This window comes from Halorientalis regularis (genome assembly GCF_023698535.1).
Taxonomy (GTDB): Archaea; Halobacteriota; Halobacteria; order Halobacteriales; family Haloarculaceae; genus Halorientalis; species Halorientalis regularis.
The window spans coordinates 17,578-33,325 of the sequence record NZ_JALJCL010000017.1; the positions used below are offsets into that span (position 1 = coordinate 17,578).

General features: G+C 64.5%; 14 protein-coding genes and 1 pseudogene. 6 read left to right on the forward strand and 9 right to left on the reverse strand.

From position 1 onward, the window contains the following. Positions 1-92: 92 nt before the first annotated feature. On the forward strand, positions 93-329 hold the full coding sequence (locus MU521_RS18495) for a hypothetical protein (RefSeq protein WP_092690850.1): 237 nt from the start codon (positions 93-95) through the stop codon (positions 327-329). A gap of 64 nt (positions 330-393) precedes the next feature. On the opposite strand, the gene MU521_RS18500 is transcribed toward MU521_RS18495, so the two are convergent. After that, the gene (locus MU521_RS18500; protein WP_092690854.1) at positions 394-2,265 is read right to left on the reverse strand and encodes a CocE/NonD family hydrolase; all 1,872 of its coding nucleotides are present in this window, start codon (positions 2,263-2,265) and stop codon (positions 394-396) included. 330 nt (positions 2,266-2,595) lie between these two features. On the opposite strand from MU521_RS18500, the pseudogene MU521_RS21875 reads away from it, so the two are divergent. Continuing rightward, positions 2,596-2,793 (forward strand): annotated as a pseudogene (locus MU521_RS21875) (hypothetical protein); the annotation flags it as partial. 184 nt (positions 2,794-2,977) lie between these two features. On the opposite strand, the gene MU521_RS18510 reads toward MU521_RS21875, so the two are convergent. The 4 genes from MU521_RS18510 to MU521_RS18525 form a co-directional block, all read right to left on the reverse strand. After that, the gene (locus MU521_RS18510) at positions 2,978-4,270 is read right to left on the reverse strand and encodes a TRAP transporter large permease (RefSeq protein WP_092691408.1); all 1,293 of its coding nucleotides are present in this window, start codon (positions 4,268-4,270) and stop codon (positions 2,978-2,980) included. A 2-nt stretch (positions 4,271-4,272) separates the two neighbouring features. Further along, the gene (locus tag MU521_RS18515; protein WP_092690859.1) at positions 4,273-4,839 is read right to left on the reverse strand and encodes a TRAP transporter small permease; all 567 of its coding nucleotides are present in this window, start codon (positions 4,837-4,839) and stop codon (positions 4,273-4,275) included. A gap of 2 nt (positions 4,840-4,841) precedes the next feature. Next, positions 4,842-6,068 carry a TRAP transporter substrate-binding protein gene (locus MU521_RS18520; protein ID WP_139171085.1) on the reverse strand — a complete coding sequence of 409 codons (1,227 nt, stop codon included), beginning with the start codon at positions 6,066-6,068 and terminating at the stop codon, positions 4,842-4,844. A gap of 97 nt (positions 6,069-6,165) precedes the next feature. After that, on the reverse strand, positions 6,166-6,882 hold the full coding sequence (locus MU521_RS18525) for an SDR family NAD(P)-dependent oxidoreductase (RefSeq protein ID WP_092690865.1): 717 nt from the start codon (positions 6,880-6,882) through the stop codon (positions 6,166-6,168). A gap of 362 nt (positions 6,883-7,244) precedes the next feature. On the opposite strand from MU521_RS18525, the gene MU521_RS18530 reads away from it, so the two are divergent. After that, the gene (locus MU521_RS18530; RefSeq protein WP_092690868.1) at positions 7,245-8,477 is read left to right on the forward strand and encodes an MBL fold metallo-hydrolase; all 1,233 of its coding nucleotides are present in this window, start codon (positions 7,245-7,247) and stop codon (positions 8,475-8,477) included. Between the two features lies 1 nt (position 8,478). On the opposite strand, the gene MU521_RS18535 is transcribed toward MU521_RS18530, so the two are convergent. The 3 genes from MU521_RS18535 to MU521_RS18545 all read right to left on the reverse strand — a co-directional run bounded on the left by MU521_RS18535 (position 8,479) and on the right by MU521_RS18545 (position 12,790). After that, complete coding sequence (locus tag MU521_RS18535; protein ID WP_245681164.1) at positions 8,479-10,395, reverse strand: ABC1 kinase family protein; 1,917 nt, start codon at positions 10,393-10,395, stop codon at positions 8,479-8,481. Between the two features lie 269 nt (positions 10,396-10,664). Continuing rightward, positions 10,665-11,000: a WNWW family protein gene (locus tag MU521_RS18540; RefSeq protein WP_490166457.1), complete on the reverse strand. Its 336-nt coding sequence runs from the start codon at positions 10,998-11,000 to the stop codon at positions 10,665-10,667. Further along, positions 10,997-12,790 (reverse strand): alpha/beta hydrolase family protein, encoded by a 1,794-nt coding sequence (locus MU521_RS18545; RefSeq protein WP_092690872.1) that lies wholly within the window; start codon positions 12,788-12,790, stop codon positions 10,997-10,999. Before MU521_RS18545 ends, MU521_RS18540 begins: the two co-directional genes overlap by 4 nt. A gap of 166 nt (positions 12,791-12,956) precedes the next feature. Here MU521_RS18545 and MU521_RS18550 point away from each other — a divergent pair, with 166 nt between their 5' ends. The 3 genes from MU521_RS18550 to MU521_RS18560 all read left to right on the forward strand — a co-directional run bounded on the left by MU521_RS18550 (position 12,957) and on the right by MU521_RS18560 (position 14,800). Further along, on the forward strand, positions 12,957-13,352 hold the full coding sequence (locus tag MU521_RS18550; protein ID WP_092690875.1) for a 30S ribosomal protein S6e: 396 nt from the start codon (positions 12,957-12,959) through the stop codon (positions 13,350-13,352). A 1-nt stretch (position 13,353) separates the two neighbouring features. Beyond that, entirely contained in the window at positions 13,354-13,788 is a 435-nt protein-coding gene (locus MU521_RS18555) for a DUF7112 family protein (RefSeq protein WP_092690877.1), read from the forward strand. Positions 13,789-13,930: 142 nt separating this feature from the next. Continuing rightward, complete coding sequence (locus MU521_RS18560; protein ID WP_092690880.1) at positions 13,931-14,800, forward strand: CheF family chemotaxis protein; 870 nt, start codon at positions 13,931-13,933, stop codon at positions 14,798-14,800. Between the two features lie 13 nt (positions 14,801-14,813). Here MU521_RS18560 and MU521_RS18565 read toward each other — a convergent pair whose 3' ends face one another. Further along, a complete protein-coding gene (locus MU521_RS18565) occupies positions 14,814-15,680 on the reverse strand; it encodes a CheF family chemotaxis protein (protein ID WP_092690883.1) in 867 nt (288 codons plus the stop codon). Between the last annotated feature and the right edge of the window lie 68 nt (positions 15,681-15,748).

Genomic DNA, 15,748 nt, shown 5'->3' on the forward strand with positions numbered 1-15,748 from the left:
CTTTCACGCGCTGAAAGAGCCTATATATATCCCCTTTCACGCGGAGAAAACACGCTGGCGCGTTTATGACGGTATCGGCACAGAGTGGCTGTATGAGTGATTCAGATACCACACGCGAAACTGTGCCGACGACGACGTACCTGCCCGACCACCTGCTGGCCGGTGGCCAGGCAGGGATTCTCACCGTCAGGGCCGTCGACGACCGGACCGACGAGAACGGGGACGACGCGGCCGACGGCGAGGATGGTGACACCGGTAGCGACCCGACCGCGGAGTTCTGTCGGTCCTGGCGGCGTCACCGGTCGGGGTCGCAGTCGTTCCCCTTCTGAGCGGTGCCGTTTCCCGCGTCGAGACCGAGCCGCCGTCCCCCAAGCCCGGTCCCGGGACAGGCGTTCAGTCGTCGGCCTCGGCGTCGGATACCGTGGACTCTGTGCGACCCAACCGTCGTGAGAGCAGATAGCCGAGCCCGCTCGCGCCGCCGAGGGCGGCCGGAATTCCGAAGCCGGGGCCGCTCCCGCTCGTCGTCGTCCCGTCGTCGGTGGCGGCGGCCGTTCCGTCGCCGCCGTCCATTCCCTCGGTAGTCTCCATTCCCTCGGTGGTCTCCATTCCACCGTCACTGTCCGTTCCCTCGGCAGTCTCCGTCCCCTCGGTCCCGTCCATCTCGCCGTCTCCGCCGTCCATGCCGCCGACAGTGCCGGCCGCCGGGAGCTCCTGGCTCGCCGGGACCGACAGCTGTACCTCGGAGTCGCCGCTGATCTCGATCCCTGCGTTGTCGTCCGACGGCCGGTACAGCGACCCGCCGAAGAGGTCGTTGACCTCCGCCGAGGTGAGGGCGTCCTCGCGGGCGCTCATCGCCACCCGGAGTCGGTCACCGGCTTCCAGAGTCGCGTGGACGCCGAACAGTTCGAGTTCGATCTCGCCAGCCTCCGTGACTGCCAGTGGCGTCACCCGCTGTTTGATCGTCGTGGCCTCGCCGTCACGGACGCGCTGGAGCGCGACGAACAGGTGACTCCGTCCCTCGCCGGTCGGCGTGGCGTCGAGTGTGAGCGTCGGGAGCCCAAGGATCTCCGTCGCCGCCTCGATCTCGACGTCGACGCTGGCGACGTTGCCGTCCGCACCGCTGAGCTGGACCGACTCGGAGACCGTCCCGGTCGTCGACCGCTCGGGATGTGGGGGGAACTCCTCGGCAGCCTCGAACGCGTCGGCGGCTGCGTCGTAGTAGTGCAGCGTCGACACGTCGAGATCGCCGTCCTTGAGATGTGCCTCCTGCCACTGGAGTGCCATCCGGCCGACGAACTGCCGGGAGGTCTCCGACCCCGGCGGGTAGCTGCTGGGTTGGCCGAGGATGTGCGTGCCGTCCTGGCCGAGCAGTAGCGTCACCTCGCTGCCGTCGTTCTGGAGCTTGCGGAAGTTGCGCACGCCCTCGTTGATCGGGAACAACTGGTCGGTCAACTCCGGGATCAACAGCGCCGGCGTGTCCTCGATCGCGTCGTAGGTGACCGGCGAACGCTGTCGGTAATACTCGCGGTCGTCCTCGGTCATGCGCCCACGTTCGAGGATACCCGCGGTCGTCTCGGAGTTCTCCGGCGCGATGTTGCCGGTCTGCGCGCCGAATTCGAGCGCCTCGATCCACCCGCGCTTGATCACGCCGTTTGGCGCGAGCGACTGTGCGAGGTTGTTCCAGGTCGCCCGCGGCACGATCGCGTCGAGTCGGTCGTCGACCGACGCCGTCCGCAACTGGATCCCGCCACCGTAGGAGGTGCCGTCCATCCCGATCCGGGGATTGTTCTCCTCGTCGGTCACGACCGCGTCCTGCTGGGCCAGGTAATCGATCAACGCGCTCGCGTCCTGCTGTTCGAGTTCGCTCGTCGAGTGGACCTGGCCACCGGAGCCCCCGGAGTCCCCGCCCTGGCCGAACCCGCGGGACGTGTACGCCAGCACGACGAAGCCGTTGCTGGCGTACACCGAGGCGAGTGGCTGGAGGTCCGTCTTGTTCCCGCCCCAGCCGTGGGTCATCAAGATAGCAGGATGTGGCCCGTCGGCTGTCGGTTCGTAGAACGTCGTGTCGAGTTCCGTCCCGTCGAAGGACTCGAGCCGCCGCTCGTCGCTCTGGAAGGCGTCCTCGTCGCTCTGTAGCGCCGCGACCGGATGCGCGAACGGATTCATCGCAGTCTGACTCCCGACGACTCCCAACCCGGCGGCCGCACCGAGATACTTCAGCACATCCCGCCGTGTCTCTGCCGGCAGTTCGCTATCATTTACCATACCATCAGTCTACACTCACAAAACACATTTTAAATTTTGGGAGGATTGTAAAGGGATATACTTAAAAGAAACCTGTTCAGGTAAGCGATCCGTGCGGGTCAACCAACACTGTAACTCCTGTTCGATATTCGAGCGAACAGTGTACGCTCTCGGGCCAGCGGTCGGTCGTCGACTTCGCAGCGTGAACCAGTGCAGTCAAACCCCGTGGCTCGTAAGTTCCAGGCGATAAATGTGCGGTTCCTGGGTGGTGCGGGCGAGGTCGGCCGCAGCGCGATCCTGATCGACGACACCCTCCTGCTGGATTTCGGCATGAAGACGGCCGACTCACCCCAGTTTCCCGTCGAGACACCCGACCCCGACGCCCTCCAGCGGGCGACGAGCCACGCTCGCTTCGTCACCGGTCGCGACGGTCAGCGAAAACGTATCGCCGACCAGAATACCGCGATCGTCACGACCAGCGGGCTGCTCGGTGGTGAAGAAATACTAGTAGTTCAATTCGCCAAAATCGTGGGACCTGCCTTGATCTACTCCGCGGTAGCAGCAGAGACTGACCGTCAGATTATACAGAAAGTGATTATTTTATGGAGTCCACGCAGCACTCTTTTGACTCGTTCGAAAAGTAACGAACATTCGTTTGTAGACTCTCTCCATCGCGAAAACGTGTTGTGAGGGTATCGGTGCGTGCTCGCAGCGGGGAAAGAAGTGGTGCCCGTCAGACAGGCGAGAGAACGTTGAGTCCGGGGAAGAGGAAAAAGAGTAGCCAGACTCCGATCAACAGCAGGAGATACGGGACAGCAGCGATCGCGACGCGCATGTACTCCTGGTCGGTCAGTTCGCTGATGACGAAGAGGTTCAATCCGTACGGCGGGGTGATGAACCCGATAGCGTCGCTCATCATGAACACGACGCCCCACGTGACAGGATGCAGTCCGAGCGTTCCGGTGGCGATGGGGGCCAACAGCGGGGCGGTGATAATCATGTTCGGAAGCGACGCGAGCACCGAGCCGGTGAACAGCATCAGTGCCACCATCGCCGAGATGATGAGCCACTCCGTGGGGAGGCCGGCGATGAGGCCAGCAACGACCTCTTGAACGCCCTCATAGGAGAGGTTCTGCTGGACCATCACCGACATCACGTACAGCGGGACAGTGATACCTGTCAGTGTGACACCTTGCTGGAGTGCGCTGACGACCTGACTGCGGTCGCCGAGTCGGCCGGTAAGGGTCCCGGTCACGAGGATGTACGCGAAGGCGATGCCAGCCGACTCCGAAGGGGTGAACAGACCGGCGAGGACGCCACCAACGAGCAGTGCGACAGTGACGAAGGCGTGTTTGGCCCGCCACGCCGCCCGCACGACGCGGGTCGCCTCGAAGTCGAAGTCCTCGACGCCGTAGCCGTTCCTGTGGGCCGTGTAACTACAGTACGCCGAGAGGACGAGCAACATCCCGATACCGGGAATGATACCCGCCATGAACAGGTCCGTCACTGGCACGTCGAATGTGACGCCGTAGATGATAAAGAGGACGCTCGGCGGAATGATGATACCGACCGTGCCACCGGAAGCGACCGTCGCCGCGGCGAAGGTGTCGGAGTAGCCTTCCTCTTGGAGTTCGTCGAACAGTGCTTCGCCGACGGAGGCGGTCGTCGCCTCGTTCGAGCCGGTGATCGCCGAGAACACGCCGGCCGTGTAGATAGCGGTGTTGCCGATAGTGCCTGGCAGCCAGCCGGCAACGGCGTTGGTGAACTCGACGATGTCCTCAGAGATGCCGAACTCGTTGATGAGCGAGCCGACGATGACGAAAAGCGGGATAGCGACCCACGGGAAGGAGTTCAGCGACTCGTAGGCCACGATGGGCATGTTGATCGGTGGGAACAGCGTATGCGTGATTGCATAGCCCAGCGCCCACACGCCAAACACGAGCAGGATGCGCACGCCAAGGAGGAACAGGGCCACGGCGATAATCGTCAGGACGATAAGGATGTTCCCCTCGAGGAAACCCAACATCGTCACTCACTCCCGAGATCACTGCCGGTCAGCAACTCCTCACCGGCGCGGTACTTGCGGGTCACGATAACGAACTGCTGGCAGGTCCGGACAAACACGAGCGCGAACCCTACGGTGACGGAGAGATAGAGGAGATACTCCGGAATCGGGGTTCCGGTAATCGTGGTGCCCGACCGGACGGACTGCTCGATGTAGCGCAGCGAGTACTGGACGATGACGCCCGAGAGCGTCAACCAGAGCAGCCACTCGATACAGTAGACGCCGTAGACGCCCCAGCGAGGGAGCCGTTTGATGACGGCCGAAAACCGGATGTGGTCGTCAGAGCGAACGAGACTCGCCGTCGACAGCCACGCCGCCCAGATGAACAGCCCGATAATGACCTCCTGAAGCCAGACGAACGAGTAGGCGTCGAACAGGAGGCGGCTGAGAATCTTGTAGACGACGAGCACGGCATAGAGGAGAATGAACCCCATAGCGAGATACGATTCGAGATTCTTCTCCAGGTCGCGGAGCCGCGACAGGTGTCGCTGGGGAAGCGGTGCTGACTCTGAATCGAGAAGCGGGGACATACTTAGATTTCGTCGAGGTGGTCGTCCCACCAAGACGTGAGGGTAAAGTCCGCAGTCGATTCGGGAGCCGAAGAACTCCGAGTCAGTTCGTAGATACTGTCCGCGAAGTCCCGCGCCGCGTCGGGGCCTCCCAGCAGGGTGCCGGCCTGCTCGAAGGTCTTGCTGTAGAGCTCGGAGTTCCGCTTGTAGGCGGTGGCGTCTTTCCACTGCTCGAGTTCGCTTTCGGACGGAACGTTGATCTTGATATTGCTTTTTCCGTAGTCCGTTCCCTCGGGCGGCTCTTGGACGGCACCGGCGCGGTCGGTGATGACCTCCTCGGTGTTGTGGATGAGCTCTTCTGTGACCCGTTCACTCTCCTGAGCGACGAGCGACCGGTGCTCGTCGGAGAGGCTCTTGAGCCAGTCGACGTTGGCCCAGCTCATCTCGATGCCGAGCGACCAGTTGTTCAGAACGGTCTGGTCGAGCGAAGGAAGCATTCCGTAAGCGGCGACGTTCGTCAGCCACGTCTCCATACCGCCGATGAGGCCCGATTTAAGCCCCTGAATGGCGTCACCCCAGCTGACCTTGACGGGGCTGCCACCCCACTCGGTGATTGCCTTCGCGGGAATTCGAGAGACAGTCCGGCGAATGTCCATTCCCTCTATCTGGTCGGGCGTGGTGACGCGCTCCCCGTCGACCTGTTTCGCACCGGACTGGCCGATGTGGATGACCCGATGCTGGGCCGGATAGCCGATGAACGGAACGTAGTTGTACTGCTTGGCGAAGGGGACCCAGAACTGCTTCCACGCCGTCTCGCTGAAGATGCCATACGAGAGTGCGGCGCGGTTGTCCGGCGGGAACAGGTACGGCAGCGCCCAGATGTTGTTCTCCGGCGAGAACTTCGTCGTGTTCCCGACCGAGGTCGTGCCCGCCTGGACGATGTCGTTTCGGATCTTCCCGATGCAGTCCGACTCGCCACAGACCTGCGAGTCGCCGATGATGTCCATTTTCACGTCGCCATCGGACTTCTCCGCCAGTCGGTCGGCGAGCGTCCAGGCACCGTACGGGTCAACGTTGCCCATGCCGTTTGCGCTCTCGGAGCCGACAGTCCCGTACTTGAACGTGCTCGGGGACGTCCCGCCTCCGTTTCTGATGCCACTGAGACAGCCAGCGAGACCGACAGTACCTGCGACACCGATACCACTGAGATACCTCCGTCGGGAGATACCCGTCGCTGTTGTGTCAGACACGGTCGGTTTCCATCGACTGAGCCTCAAGAAAGCCGTGGTTTCTCGTAATATCGGCCCCTGTCAACGAGTCACGCGAACCGCAAAACGACCCGGCAGCTCAGAGACGGATGCCGCCGTCGACGACGAGCGTCTGGCCGGTCATCGCAGACGTCGTGGCGAAGGTCCGGACGGCCTCGGCTACCTCGTCGGGTTCGACCAGACGGTCCAGCGGTGAGATGTCCCGCACGTCGGGGCGTCGCTCCTCCGCGAACATCTCCGTCTTGACCGGCCCCGGTGCGACGGCATTTGTGCGGATACCGTCCTTGGTGTACTGTTTCGCCAGCGACTTTGTGAGGCCGAGAAGCCCGCTCTTCGACGCGCCGTAGGCCACGTCAGTCGGACTCCCGCCCGTCCCGGCGGTCGAGGAGATGTTGACAATCCGTCCCTCGCCCTGTTCGCGCATGGCAGGCAGGACGGCACGGGTACAGTAGACTGCTCCTTCGAGGTTGACACGGAGGGTCTGTTGAATCGTCTCGTCGTCGGCATCTTCAAGCGGTGCCTCGTGCAACACGGCGGCGTTGTTGACGAGGGCGTCGATAGTGCCGAGTTGCTCGCGTACGTCCTCGACCATTGCCGTGACCGCTTCGGGGTCGGTGACGTCACACTGAGCGACGAGAGCGTCCTGCCCTTGATCTCGGACGTCGCCCGCGACGGCCTCGGCGCTCTCCTGGTCGCTGTTGTAGTGGACGACTACGTCGTGGTCCGCCCCGAGGTTCCGTGCCGTCGCGCTTCCGATGCCGCCGCTGGCGCCAGTGACGAGTGCAGTACGTGTCATCGTCGGTCGTTTGGGTCGAAGACAAAACAGTCCACGGACCGAGCGCGTCGAAACAGGAGTCGACGGCTTACTCTTCTCCCGCTTCGCTCTCGCCGGCCAGACCACCGCTGCCGGTCGGACCGACCGAGACGTCGAACTCGTGTTCGGCTTCGTTCTCGAAGCAGTCGAGTATGTCACGAGCTGCTGGGCGTACCGCTGGAGTTGTTGGCTCGCTCGGTGACCTCGTTCAGTTCCGCGGCCTGTTCTTCGGCGGCAGCGGAGACGTTGTCGGTCTTGGACTGGGTTTCCTCGCTCAGAGAGATAGTAGGTTTGATACGACTATTCCGACGCATCCAAACAGTCCCAACGCATAGTCCTTTCAAATGGATATTCGGTTCCTGGGTGGGGCTGAGGAGGTTGGGCGTAGTGCTGTTCTTGTCAACGGTTCTCTCCTTCTCGATTACGGAATGAAAAGCGCCACCCCACCACAGTTTCCCGTGGCATCGCCCAGTCCCGACGCAGTCGTCGCCAGTCACGGCCATCTCGATCATGTCGGAGCGCTTCCGTCACTCCTCTCAGGTGATGATCGATCACCGATTCATTGGACACCGCCCACGCGCGAACTCGCGCTCACACTCGCTCGTGATACGCTCAAGCTCCATGGCGGTACGTACAATTGTCCGTTCACCGAAGAAGAAATCAAACGCGTCACCCAGGTTTCCGAAACACACGGCTACCGTGAAACATTCGAAGCGGCAGATCACCAGGTCACCTTCTATAACGCCGGCCACATCCCCGGGAGCGCGCACGTGCTGATTGACGATGGAGACACACGACTACTGTACACGGGTGATTTTCACACCGAGGATCAGCGACTCGTCGCAGGTACGACCGCCCGTCCTGCCGCGGACGTTGTCGTCTGTGAGAGCACGTATTCCGATGTCACGCACGGAAATAGAGGAGACCTCGAAGAACAGTTTGCCACGAGTGTCAGAACGACCCTGTGGGAGGGGGGCACGGTTGTCATTCCTGCCTTTGCAATCGGGCGTACGCAGGAGCTGCTGCTTATCTGTGAGTCGCATGACATTCCCTGTTACGTCGACGGGATGGGCAAGCAGGTGACTGAGACGCTTCGTCAGTATCCTGCTTTCCTCCGTGATGGGGAGGCACTTCGGCGAGCAAAGTCACATGCTCGATTCGTTACCGGGAGAGATGGGCACCGCAAACGGATTGCCGAGAAGAACGTAGCTATCATCACCACTAGCGGGATGCTCTCCGGTGGCCCGGCGATGACCTACATCCCGGAGATCCGGGATCGGCCGGTGAACAAGATCGCGATGACGGGCTATCAGGTCGAGGGCACGCCCGGTCGGGAGTTACTCGAAACGGGGCGCGCCGAGATCGACGGCCGCGTCATGCCCGTCGCCGCACAGGTCGAACAGTACGACTTCTCCGCCCACGCCGACCGGTCGGGCCTACTGGAGTTGCTCGACTCCTACCGGGACACACCGGTGCTGATCGACCACGGCGACAGATGTGGGGCCTTCGCCGACGAACTGGTCGCCGACGGATTCGAGGCGAGCGCGCCCGAGAACGGCGATCGGGTGTCGATCTGAGCTACTCTCGCCCGTCGTCGTCGACGTTCCCATAAGCGGTGGCGTATCCCTCGTCTTCGCGCTCGCTCTCACGGGCCTGGAGGTTCTGTCGGGTGAACTGCGGCTCCGCACTGATTCCCGACCGACGCCGGAGCGACAGGTAGAGGCCCACGAGCGCGACCGGAGCGCCGAGTCCGGCGACGGCGGCGGCCGTCCGGTCGCCGGCGACGAACAGGACGAGTGTGGCGAACGCCGACGCGACGAACCCGAGCCCGAGGACGGCCTGCTTCGCGAGCTGGTCGAACAGGCCGTTCTCGTCGCCCAACGCCGTGCGTACGGTGAGGTCGTCCCTGTTCGCGCGGTCGAGCGTGCGCTCCAGTTTCGGGCCGGTCACCAGCAGGGCCTCGGTCGTGGCCCGCAACTCGTCGCCGGCGCGGTCGAGCAGTTCCCGGGCCCCCTGGCTCGCGTACCCCTCGGAGCGGACGTACTCGGTGACGAGTTCGATCAGGTCGAAGTCGGAATCGAGCGTCCGGCAGACCCCCTCCAGTACCGTCGTGATCCGGACGATCAGCGCCAGGTCCTGGGGGAGACGGAGCGGGAACTCGTACAGTTCGGCCTGGAAGTCCGCGACGAGTTGCTGGACGCGATACTGGTCCACGTCCTGGCCCCGGAAGCTCTCGATGACGATCTCGAACATCTCCCGCAGGAGCCGGCGATCCGCGGTCGGGTCGAGCGCGCCCATGGCGACGAACGAGTCGATGATCCCGTCCACGTCGTTCTGAGCGATGGCGACGTAGAAATCGAAGATCTGCGCTTGCAGCTGCTCGTCGACCGTGCCGGTGATCCCGAAGTCGTAGAAGACGATGGTGCCGTCGGCCTGCACCGCCAGGTTCCCCGGGTGGGGGTCGGCGTGGAAGACACCATCCTCCAGCACCATCTCGATGTAGGCCTCGAAGAGTCGCTCGACCAGGGCCTGGCGGTCGATCCCCATGGCGTCCAACCGCTCCACGTCGGTGATCTTCGTCCCCTCGACGTACTCCATGGTCAGCACGCGGGGCCCGGAGTGGGAGTCGACGGGCTCGGGCACGCGCACGCGGTCGTCGTCTCCGAAGTTCTCTCGGACGGTTCGAAGCATCCAGGCCTCGTGGACGTAATCCATCTCCTCGCGGATGGTCGTCGAGAACTCGTCGGCGAGATTTTCGAGGGTGAACGCCTGTCCCGGCTCGGCCCCCCGGATCAGCAGCGGCGTGAGCGTCTCGATCACCCGGAGGTCGGCCGCGACGCGCTGCCGGATGTTCGGCCGCAGGACTTTCACCGCGACGCGCTGGCCGTCCAGCCGAGCGGTGTACACCTGGCCGAGACTCGCGCCGCTGATCGGTTCCGTGTCGAAGCTGTCGAAGGCCTCCTCGACGGGCCCGAGTTCGGCCTCGACGATGGGTTCGATCTCGTCCCACGCGGCCGGGGGTACACGGTCCTGTAGCCGCTGGAGGACGACGATGTACGGGCCGGGGAGCACGTCGGGCCGGGTCGAGAGGATCTGGCCGACCTTGATGAACGTCGGGCCGAGCGCCACCAGCGTGTCCAGCAGTTCCTCGGCGCGGTCGACCTGTGTCTCGTGATCGACCTGCCGACCGCGCCCGAACAGGAGAAAGCGCCGTCGGTCACGGGCGTAGGCGAGGGCGAGCGGGAGGAACTGCCGGACGACGACGAGGAGTCGCCAGGCGACGCGGAGACGGAGCCAGCTGCCGTCGGTCCCTGCGCTGGCCGCCCGGCTGTCGTCGCCGGTGGCAGACTCGCGGTCGCCGGCCGTCGTGGCGTCGGGTTCCGCGGCTGTTCGGCGTCGCGCCGACGCATCCGGTGTCACCTCCGCGTCCGATTCGGCCATGTTGTCGTCGGTAGGAGTCCCCCACTCAAGGCCGTGGTGGTCGGCCGTTCGCATTCCGGCGGGTCTCCCTGGCTCGCGGTTTCACCGCTCGACCGTTCGAGGACTCCTTTCGGTCGTCCTCGCGACGCTCGAACTTCCCTGCTCGCGGTTCCGTTGTCACCGCTCGCACATCCGGGGACGCTCCCCCTGGTCGCGTCCCCCTGCTCGCGGCTCCTTCCTCGCCGTTCGCATTCCGGAGGTTCTCCTTTCAGTCGAACCTCCCTGCTCGCGGTTCCGTTGTCACCGCTCGCACATCCGGGGACGCTCCCCCTGGTCGCGTCCCCTTACTCCTCCACGGCGTCGGGACGAACCCGAAATCGGTTGTACCCGCCGTGTGAGAGTTCCAGCGAGTCGAGCCACCAGTTCCAGCGCTCGGCCAGGCCGTAGTCGTCGGGCGCGTCTTCGAGGTTATCGACGACGGCGTCGACGGTCAACTCGAAGCCCAACTCGGCCTCGATCTTTCCGGCGTCGGCCAGATCGCGGGCCTGTCGCGCCACGACGCGTCGCGCCTGCTCGGTCCCCCCGAAGACCGTTCCCAGTTCACGTTCCAGCGAATCTCGGTCCACACGCTCGCTCCGGACTGGACATACTTGACGTTCTCGAAGCCGTCTCGGGGTCAGATCGGGGCCTGCGTCGCCGTACTCGCGACGAGGAACCACGTGATCAACACGGCGTTGACGAACGCCCCCGTCCAGACTCGGCCGGTCCGGTGATAGAAGTACGTCGAGATCAGTGCCGCCGCGGTCAACACGGGCAGGAAGGATAGCGAGACGATGGCGTACAGCGCCAGCGGCGGGACCGCGAGCGCGTGACCCAGCAGGAGCGGCACGTACTGGACGGCCACCAGCAGGACGAACCCGCCGACGACGACGACGGTGTTGGTCGCCATCGCGCGCCGGAGCGACGTGGTGGTCGCCGGCGTCCGGAGGCGGCCGTGCAGGAGGACGCCCAGCGCCACGAAGAACGCGCCGAACACCGGTAGATAGACGAGGTAGGCCCCGACCTGCCACGGCTGGAGCAGTTTCAGCGCGACGAACCAGAACCGGTAGTCGACGTCGAACAGCGCGTCCACGACGACCAGCGACAGGTACACCGCGCCGACGACCGCGACGGCCACGCCCAGCGCACGAGCGACCGCGCCGCCGCTCTCGCCGGTCCCCAGCCCCAACTGGGCCAGTGCGTCGCCCTCGGTGTCCCGGCGAACGTGCAAGATACCTACGAAGGCAATGGTGAGCAGCGCGTTCACCAGCGCCCAGATCGCCACGCCGTTGGTGATCGTCTGCGGGAAGATGGCGTTGGCCGACAGCACCTGATCGCCCAGGATCATCGCGGGATAGTACGTCAGTGCCGGCACGATCGCGGCGACGGCGGCGTTCGCGTACCACCAGCCGCCCCGTTCGGTGACGGCGTCGGGCACGGTGTCGACCGCCGCCGACAGCGGGTCACGGTCGAGCAGGAGACTCCCCGCCGGGAACACGAAGAGAACGGCCCCAAACAGGGCGAGCAGGGTCCCGACTTCCTTCCAGTACCACACCTGGTTCGTCGGGGACAGGTCGGTCTCGGTCGGGACGGTTCGCTGGAGCCACTCGACGGAGTCCGCCACCGCAGCTCCGGAGAGGTGGGTGCCGGGGTGAGTCGTCGCCGGCGTGGTGAGCCGCCGGGCCGATCCCGACTCGACGGACCCGTAGACCCGGCCCTCCTCGACGGCGCTCTCGGTGCCGAAGACGGCTTTCGTCTTGGTCGCGCTCCGGACCGCCGCGCTGTCGGCCGAGGGCGCGCCCCACATCAGCCAGTGGAACTCGTCGTACTCGGCGAAGACGACGCCGACGTTCCGCGGGAACGTCGCGCTCCCGTTGGGTGCAGTCGCGTTCGGGATCGGGAACCCGGGAATCGGTCCCGGGCCGGACCCCTGGTAGATGACCGCGTCGTACTTCTGTGGATGGACGGCCGCCGCGGCAGTGATCGCCCAGCCCCCCATCGAGTGGCCGCTCAGCGCGATTGAGTCGTTCTGGACCAGCGACCGGGACTGGAGGTACGCCAGGCCGTCGGGGCCGCCGAAGGCGTTGGCGAACGCCGGCGGCTCCGAGCCACCGTGGCCCGTCTGGTCCAGCGCCAGCACGACGTAGCCCCGTCTGGCGTACTCGGTCGCGAACGGTGCCTGGACCTGCTTCGTGTTGATGTAGCCGTGGACGGCCAGCACGCCCGGCGCGGGGTTCTTCGCCGAGACGCCCTCGGGGACGTAGAGATGCCCTGACATCGTCGTGCCGTTGGTGCCCTCGAACTGTACGTCCTGTACCGAGACCGAACCGCCCGCGGTATGGCCCCAGTAGCCCAGTGCGCCGCCGCCGAACACCAGGACCAGTGACAGCACGAGTAGTCCGACCCGTCCATCTATCTTTACGTCTACCATGGGTGGTAGCGGGAAACAAAGGGACAAAACTGTTTCCATCGTTCATCAAGAACGAACACAACACATCGGATGTAATGATACAGCCGTGACCTGTCGGGTCCGGTGGGCGAGGCTGGGGCAGGTGCGTTCCGACGGGCTTTTTATTCGGCACGGTCTGAATCGACCAATGGCAGATTTCACCGTCGTCGTCGCGGACCCCGAGAGCGGCGACACTTACCAGATCGACGTGGACGGACAGGACGCGAACCGCTTTATCGGCCGCGAACTCGGCGACGAAGTCGACGGCGCGGCCGTCGGCCTCGACGGCTACACGCTCGAACTCACGGGTGGCTCGGACAACGCGGGCCGACCGATGCGGTCGGACGTGCGCGGCCCGAACCTCACGTCCCTGCTCTCGGACGGCGGCACCGGCTTCGAGCCGACCCGCGACGGCGAGCGCAAGCGCGTGACCGTCCGCGGTCGGGAGGTTAGCGAGGAAGTCCGTCAGATCAACGCCAAGATCACCGAACGCGGTTCCGCCGACGTGGCCGACCTGCTGGGCGAGGGCGAGGACGACGAATAGCGTGTCCGACCGCCTCCCGAGCGATCACGACGCCGTCGTGACCCACCGGGCCAGTCTCGAACGCGTCGGCCGGACCGACCGCCCGAAAGTCGTCGTTCCCGACGACGCGGCGGTCCCCACCGACGAACTGGTCCGCGTCGTCCTCGACGGCCGGACCTGTCACGCTCGCATCGAGACGAGTCTGCAGGGCGACCCCGAGATCACCGGGGCCTACGACACGCCGACGCTGGCGCGAGACCCGGGCGACGGACAGAACCGCCTCGAAACGTGGGTCGCGGACGCCGACGTGACCGTCGGCGGCTCGGTCCTGCTGGACGTGGTCACCGAGGGGTTCAAGTACGGCCTCCGCGCCCCCGGCGAACGGACCGTCTACGAGGCGACCGAGCAACCGAGCGACAGTCTCTCCTCGATTGCCGACGATCTCGGCGAGGATTGACCGCGAACGAGACTCGCCGACGGCTCCGGAGTCGATACGCGCACAAACGTTTTGACTGTCTACGCACTGGCAAGTGTACGGGAAGCCGTGCGCGAAACCCTCAAGATGCGGCCACGCGTACTGACGTCACTCTCCCCCTAGCATGTCGGAATCAGTGATCGCGGACTTCGTGGGCAAATTCAACGCCAGCGCCTCCGAGCGCGGGGAACCGGCGACGGGTCGGATCCTGCTCAGCCAGAAACGGCTGGTGCTGGCCGCCGACGCCGGCAAGACCACGATCCCGCTGTCCGCGATCTTCGACGTGGCCGTGGGCCACGTTCCACAGGACCTGGGGAAGTTCTTCGACTCGACGGTGACCATCGCGTTCCGCAAGGGCGACCACCGCCACGTCGCGGCCGTCGAGGCCGGCGACGACAAGATCGAGAAGTTCTCGACGGTGCTGTTCAAGGCCCTGCTCAACGAGACGACGATGACAGTCAAACACCCCGCGCGGCTCGGTGGCCGCGTCACCGACGCCGCGTTCCACCCCGCGAAGCTCTACCTCAAACCGCGGATGGTCCGGTTCAAGGGTCCCGACTCGACGTTCACCGTCGATCTCTCGACGGTGACGAGCTTCGAGCGCAGTCAGCGCGAGATCGACGGGAAACCGCGGGAAGTGTTGTCGGTTCGGCACATGCAGGACGGGCAGGCAATGACCTCGCTCGCGGCCATCGACTCCGGGCGGAAGATGTCCATTCTCGGTCGGTACCTGCGACTGGAGTACAGCGACATCGTCGCCGACCTCGAGGATACCTCCCTGTCCGAGGACGAGACCGAACTGCTGGTCGCGGTCTACTCGACCGGCTCCGGCGTCTCGCTGGCCAAGGTCGTCGACGTCGAACCCAGTCAGGTCCAGATGTTGCTGAGCGACCTGCGTAACAAGGGGTTGATCGCCGACGGCCAGGACGAGACGGAACTCACCGCCAAGGGTCGCATCGTCGTCAGCGACAAACTCGAAGACGTCAATACCTGACTGGCGATCGTTTCTACCGTTCGTCCATCACGTCGCTGGCGATGTTCCGGCCGCGGGCTTTCAGCCGGACCTCCTTGCGAACCCGCACTTCTTCCAGAATTTCGAGTTCGATCAACCGGTCGTACACTTCCTCGACTTTCTCCACGTCCATGCCGACGAAGTTGGGAATCTCGAAGGGCGAGACGCCCGAATAAAGTGCCATGAGGACCTCGTGTTCGCGCTCGGAGAGGTCGGCGTTGACCTCCGCGCGCTGCTCCCCCTCCCGCAGGAGGCTCCGGAGGAAGACGGTGTGGCGATGCGTCCCGGAGATGTGGGTCTGGACGCTCGTCCCGTCGTCCTCGGTGTGTTCGACCTCCAGCACGAGGCGTTCGTCGTCCATAACCGTCCGGTTCCCCTCGTCGACGCCGCCGATATCGTCGAGCGGGATCTCGACGAACTGGCCGTCGGAGATGGCGAGTTCGACGCGCTCGTCGCCGATCTTGAGCCGGCCTTTCTTCCACTGGGTGTCCTGGACGACGCCGCCCTCGACGGCCGGGTGTTTCGTGAGGATGACCTGCTGGTTGAGCAGTGCGCCGTAGAGCTTGTTCTTGAACGCCTCGGTATCGTTGGGGGCGACCAGCGTCACGTCTTTGCCGACCTGCAGGGAGACGTAGCCCGACACCCGGGCGATGGTCTGGTTCACGTCGACTCGGCCCTTGAGGCCGTCGACGTTCGAGAGCGGGATGGTTCGTTTGCCGTCGTTGCTGACGAGGACGATGCGCTTGTTCGAGAGGATGATGCGGCCGCTCTGCCACTCGATGTCGTTGAGCTTCCGACCGTCCTTGACGACCCGTGCGAACTTCCCCTGGTCGTCGGCTAGCTTCTGTTCACCCTCGCTCATGCGTCCTGATCGATCCGTCGGATTCTTGGCTCTCGCCGTGTATTAACCTTCCTACCGTACGAACTGCC

What these genes read in the sequence shown, in the direction of transcription:
- MU521_RS18525 (WP_092690865.1), bottom strand. Translation starts at nt 6,882, where the DNA reads ATGACACGTACTGCACTCGTCACTGGCGCCAGCGGCGGCATCGGAAGC.
- MU521_RS18560 (WP_092690880.1), top strand. Translation starts at nt 13,931, where the DNA reads ATGTCGGAATCAGTGATCGCGGACTTCGTGGGCAAATTCAACGCCAGC.
- MU521_RS18565 (WP_092690883.1), bottom strand. Translation starts at nt 15,680, where the DNA reads ATGAGCGAGGGTGAACAGAAGCTAGCCGACGACCAGGGGAAGTTCGCA.
- MU521_RS18550 (WP_092690875.1), top strand. Translation starts at nt 12,957, where the DNA reads ATGGCAGATTTCACCGTCGTCGTCGCGGACCCCGAGAGCGGCGACACT.
- MU521_RS18515 (WP_092690859.1), bottom strand. Translation starts at nt 4,839, where the DNA reads ATGTCCCCGCTTCTCGATTCAGAGTCAGCACCGCTTCCCCAGCGACAC.
- MU521_RS18500 (WP_092690854.1), bottom strand. Translation starts at nt 2,265, where the DNA reads ATGGTAAATGATAGCGAACTGCCGGCAGAGACACGGCGGGATGTGCTG.
- MU521_RS18535 (WP_245681164.1), bottom strand. Translation starts at nt 10,395, where the DNA reads ATGCGAACGGCCGACCACCACGGCCTTGAGTGGGGGACTCCTACCGAC.
- MU521_RS18545 (WP_092690872.1), bottom strand. Translation starts at nt 12,790, where the DNA reads ATGGTAGACGTAAAGATAGATGGACGGGTCGGACTACTCGTGCTGTCA.
- MU521_RS18510 (WP_092691408.1), bottom strand. Translation starts at nt 4,270, where the DNA reads ATGTTGGGTTTCCTCGAGGGGAACATCCTTATCGTCCTGACGATTATC.
- MU521_RS18495 (WP_092690850.1), top strand. Translation starts at nt 93, where the DNA reads ATGAGTGATTCAGATACCACACGCGAAACTGTGCCGACGACGACGTAC.
- MU521_RS18530 (WP_092690868.1), top strand. Translation starts at nt 7,245, where the DNA reads ATGGATATTCGGTTCCTGGGTGGGGCTGAGGAGGTTGGGCGTAGTGCT.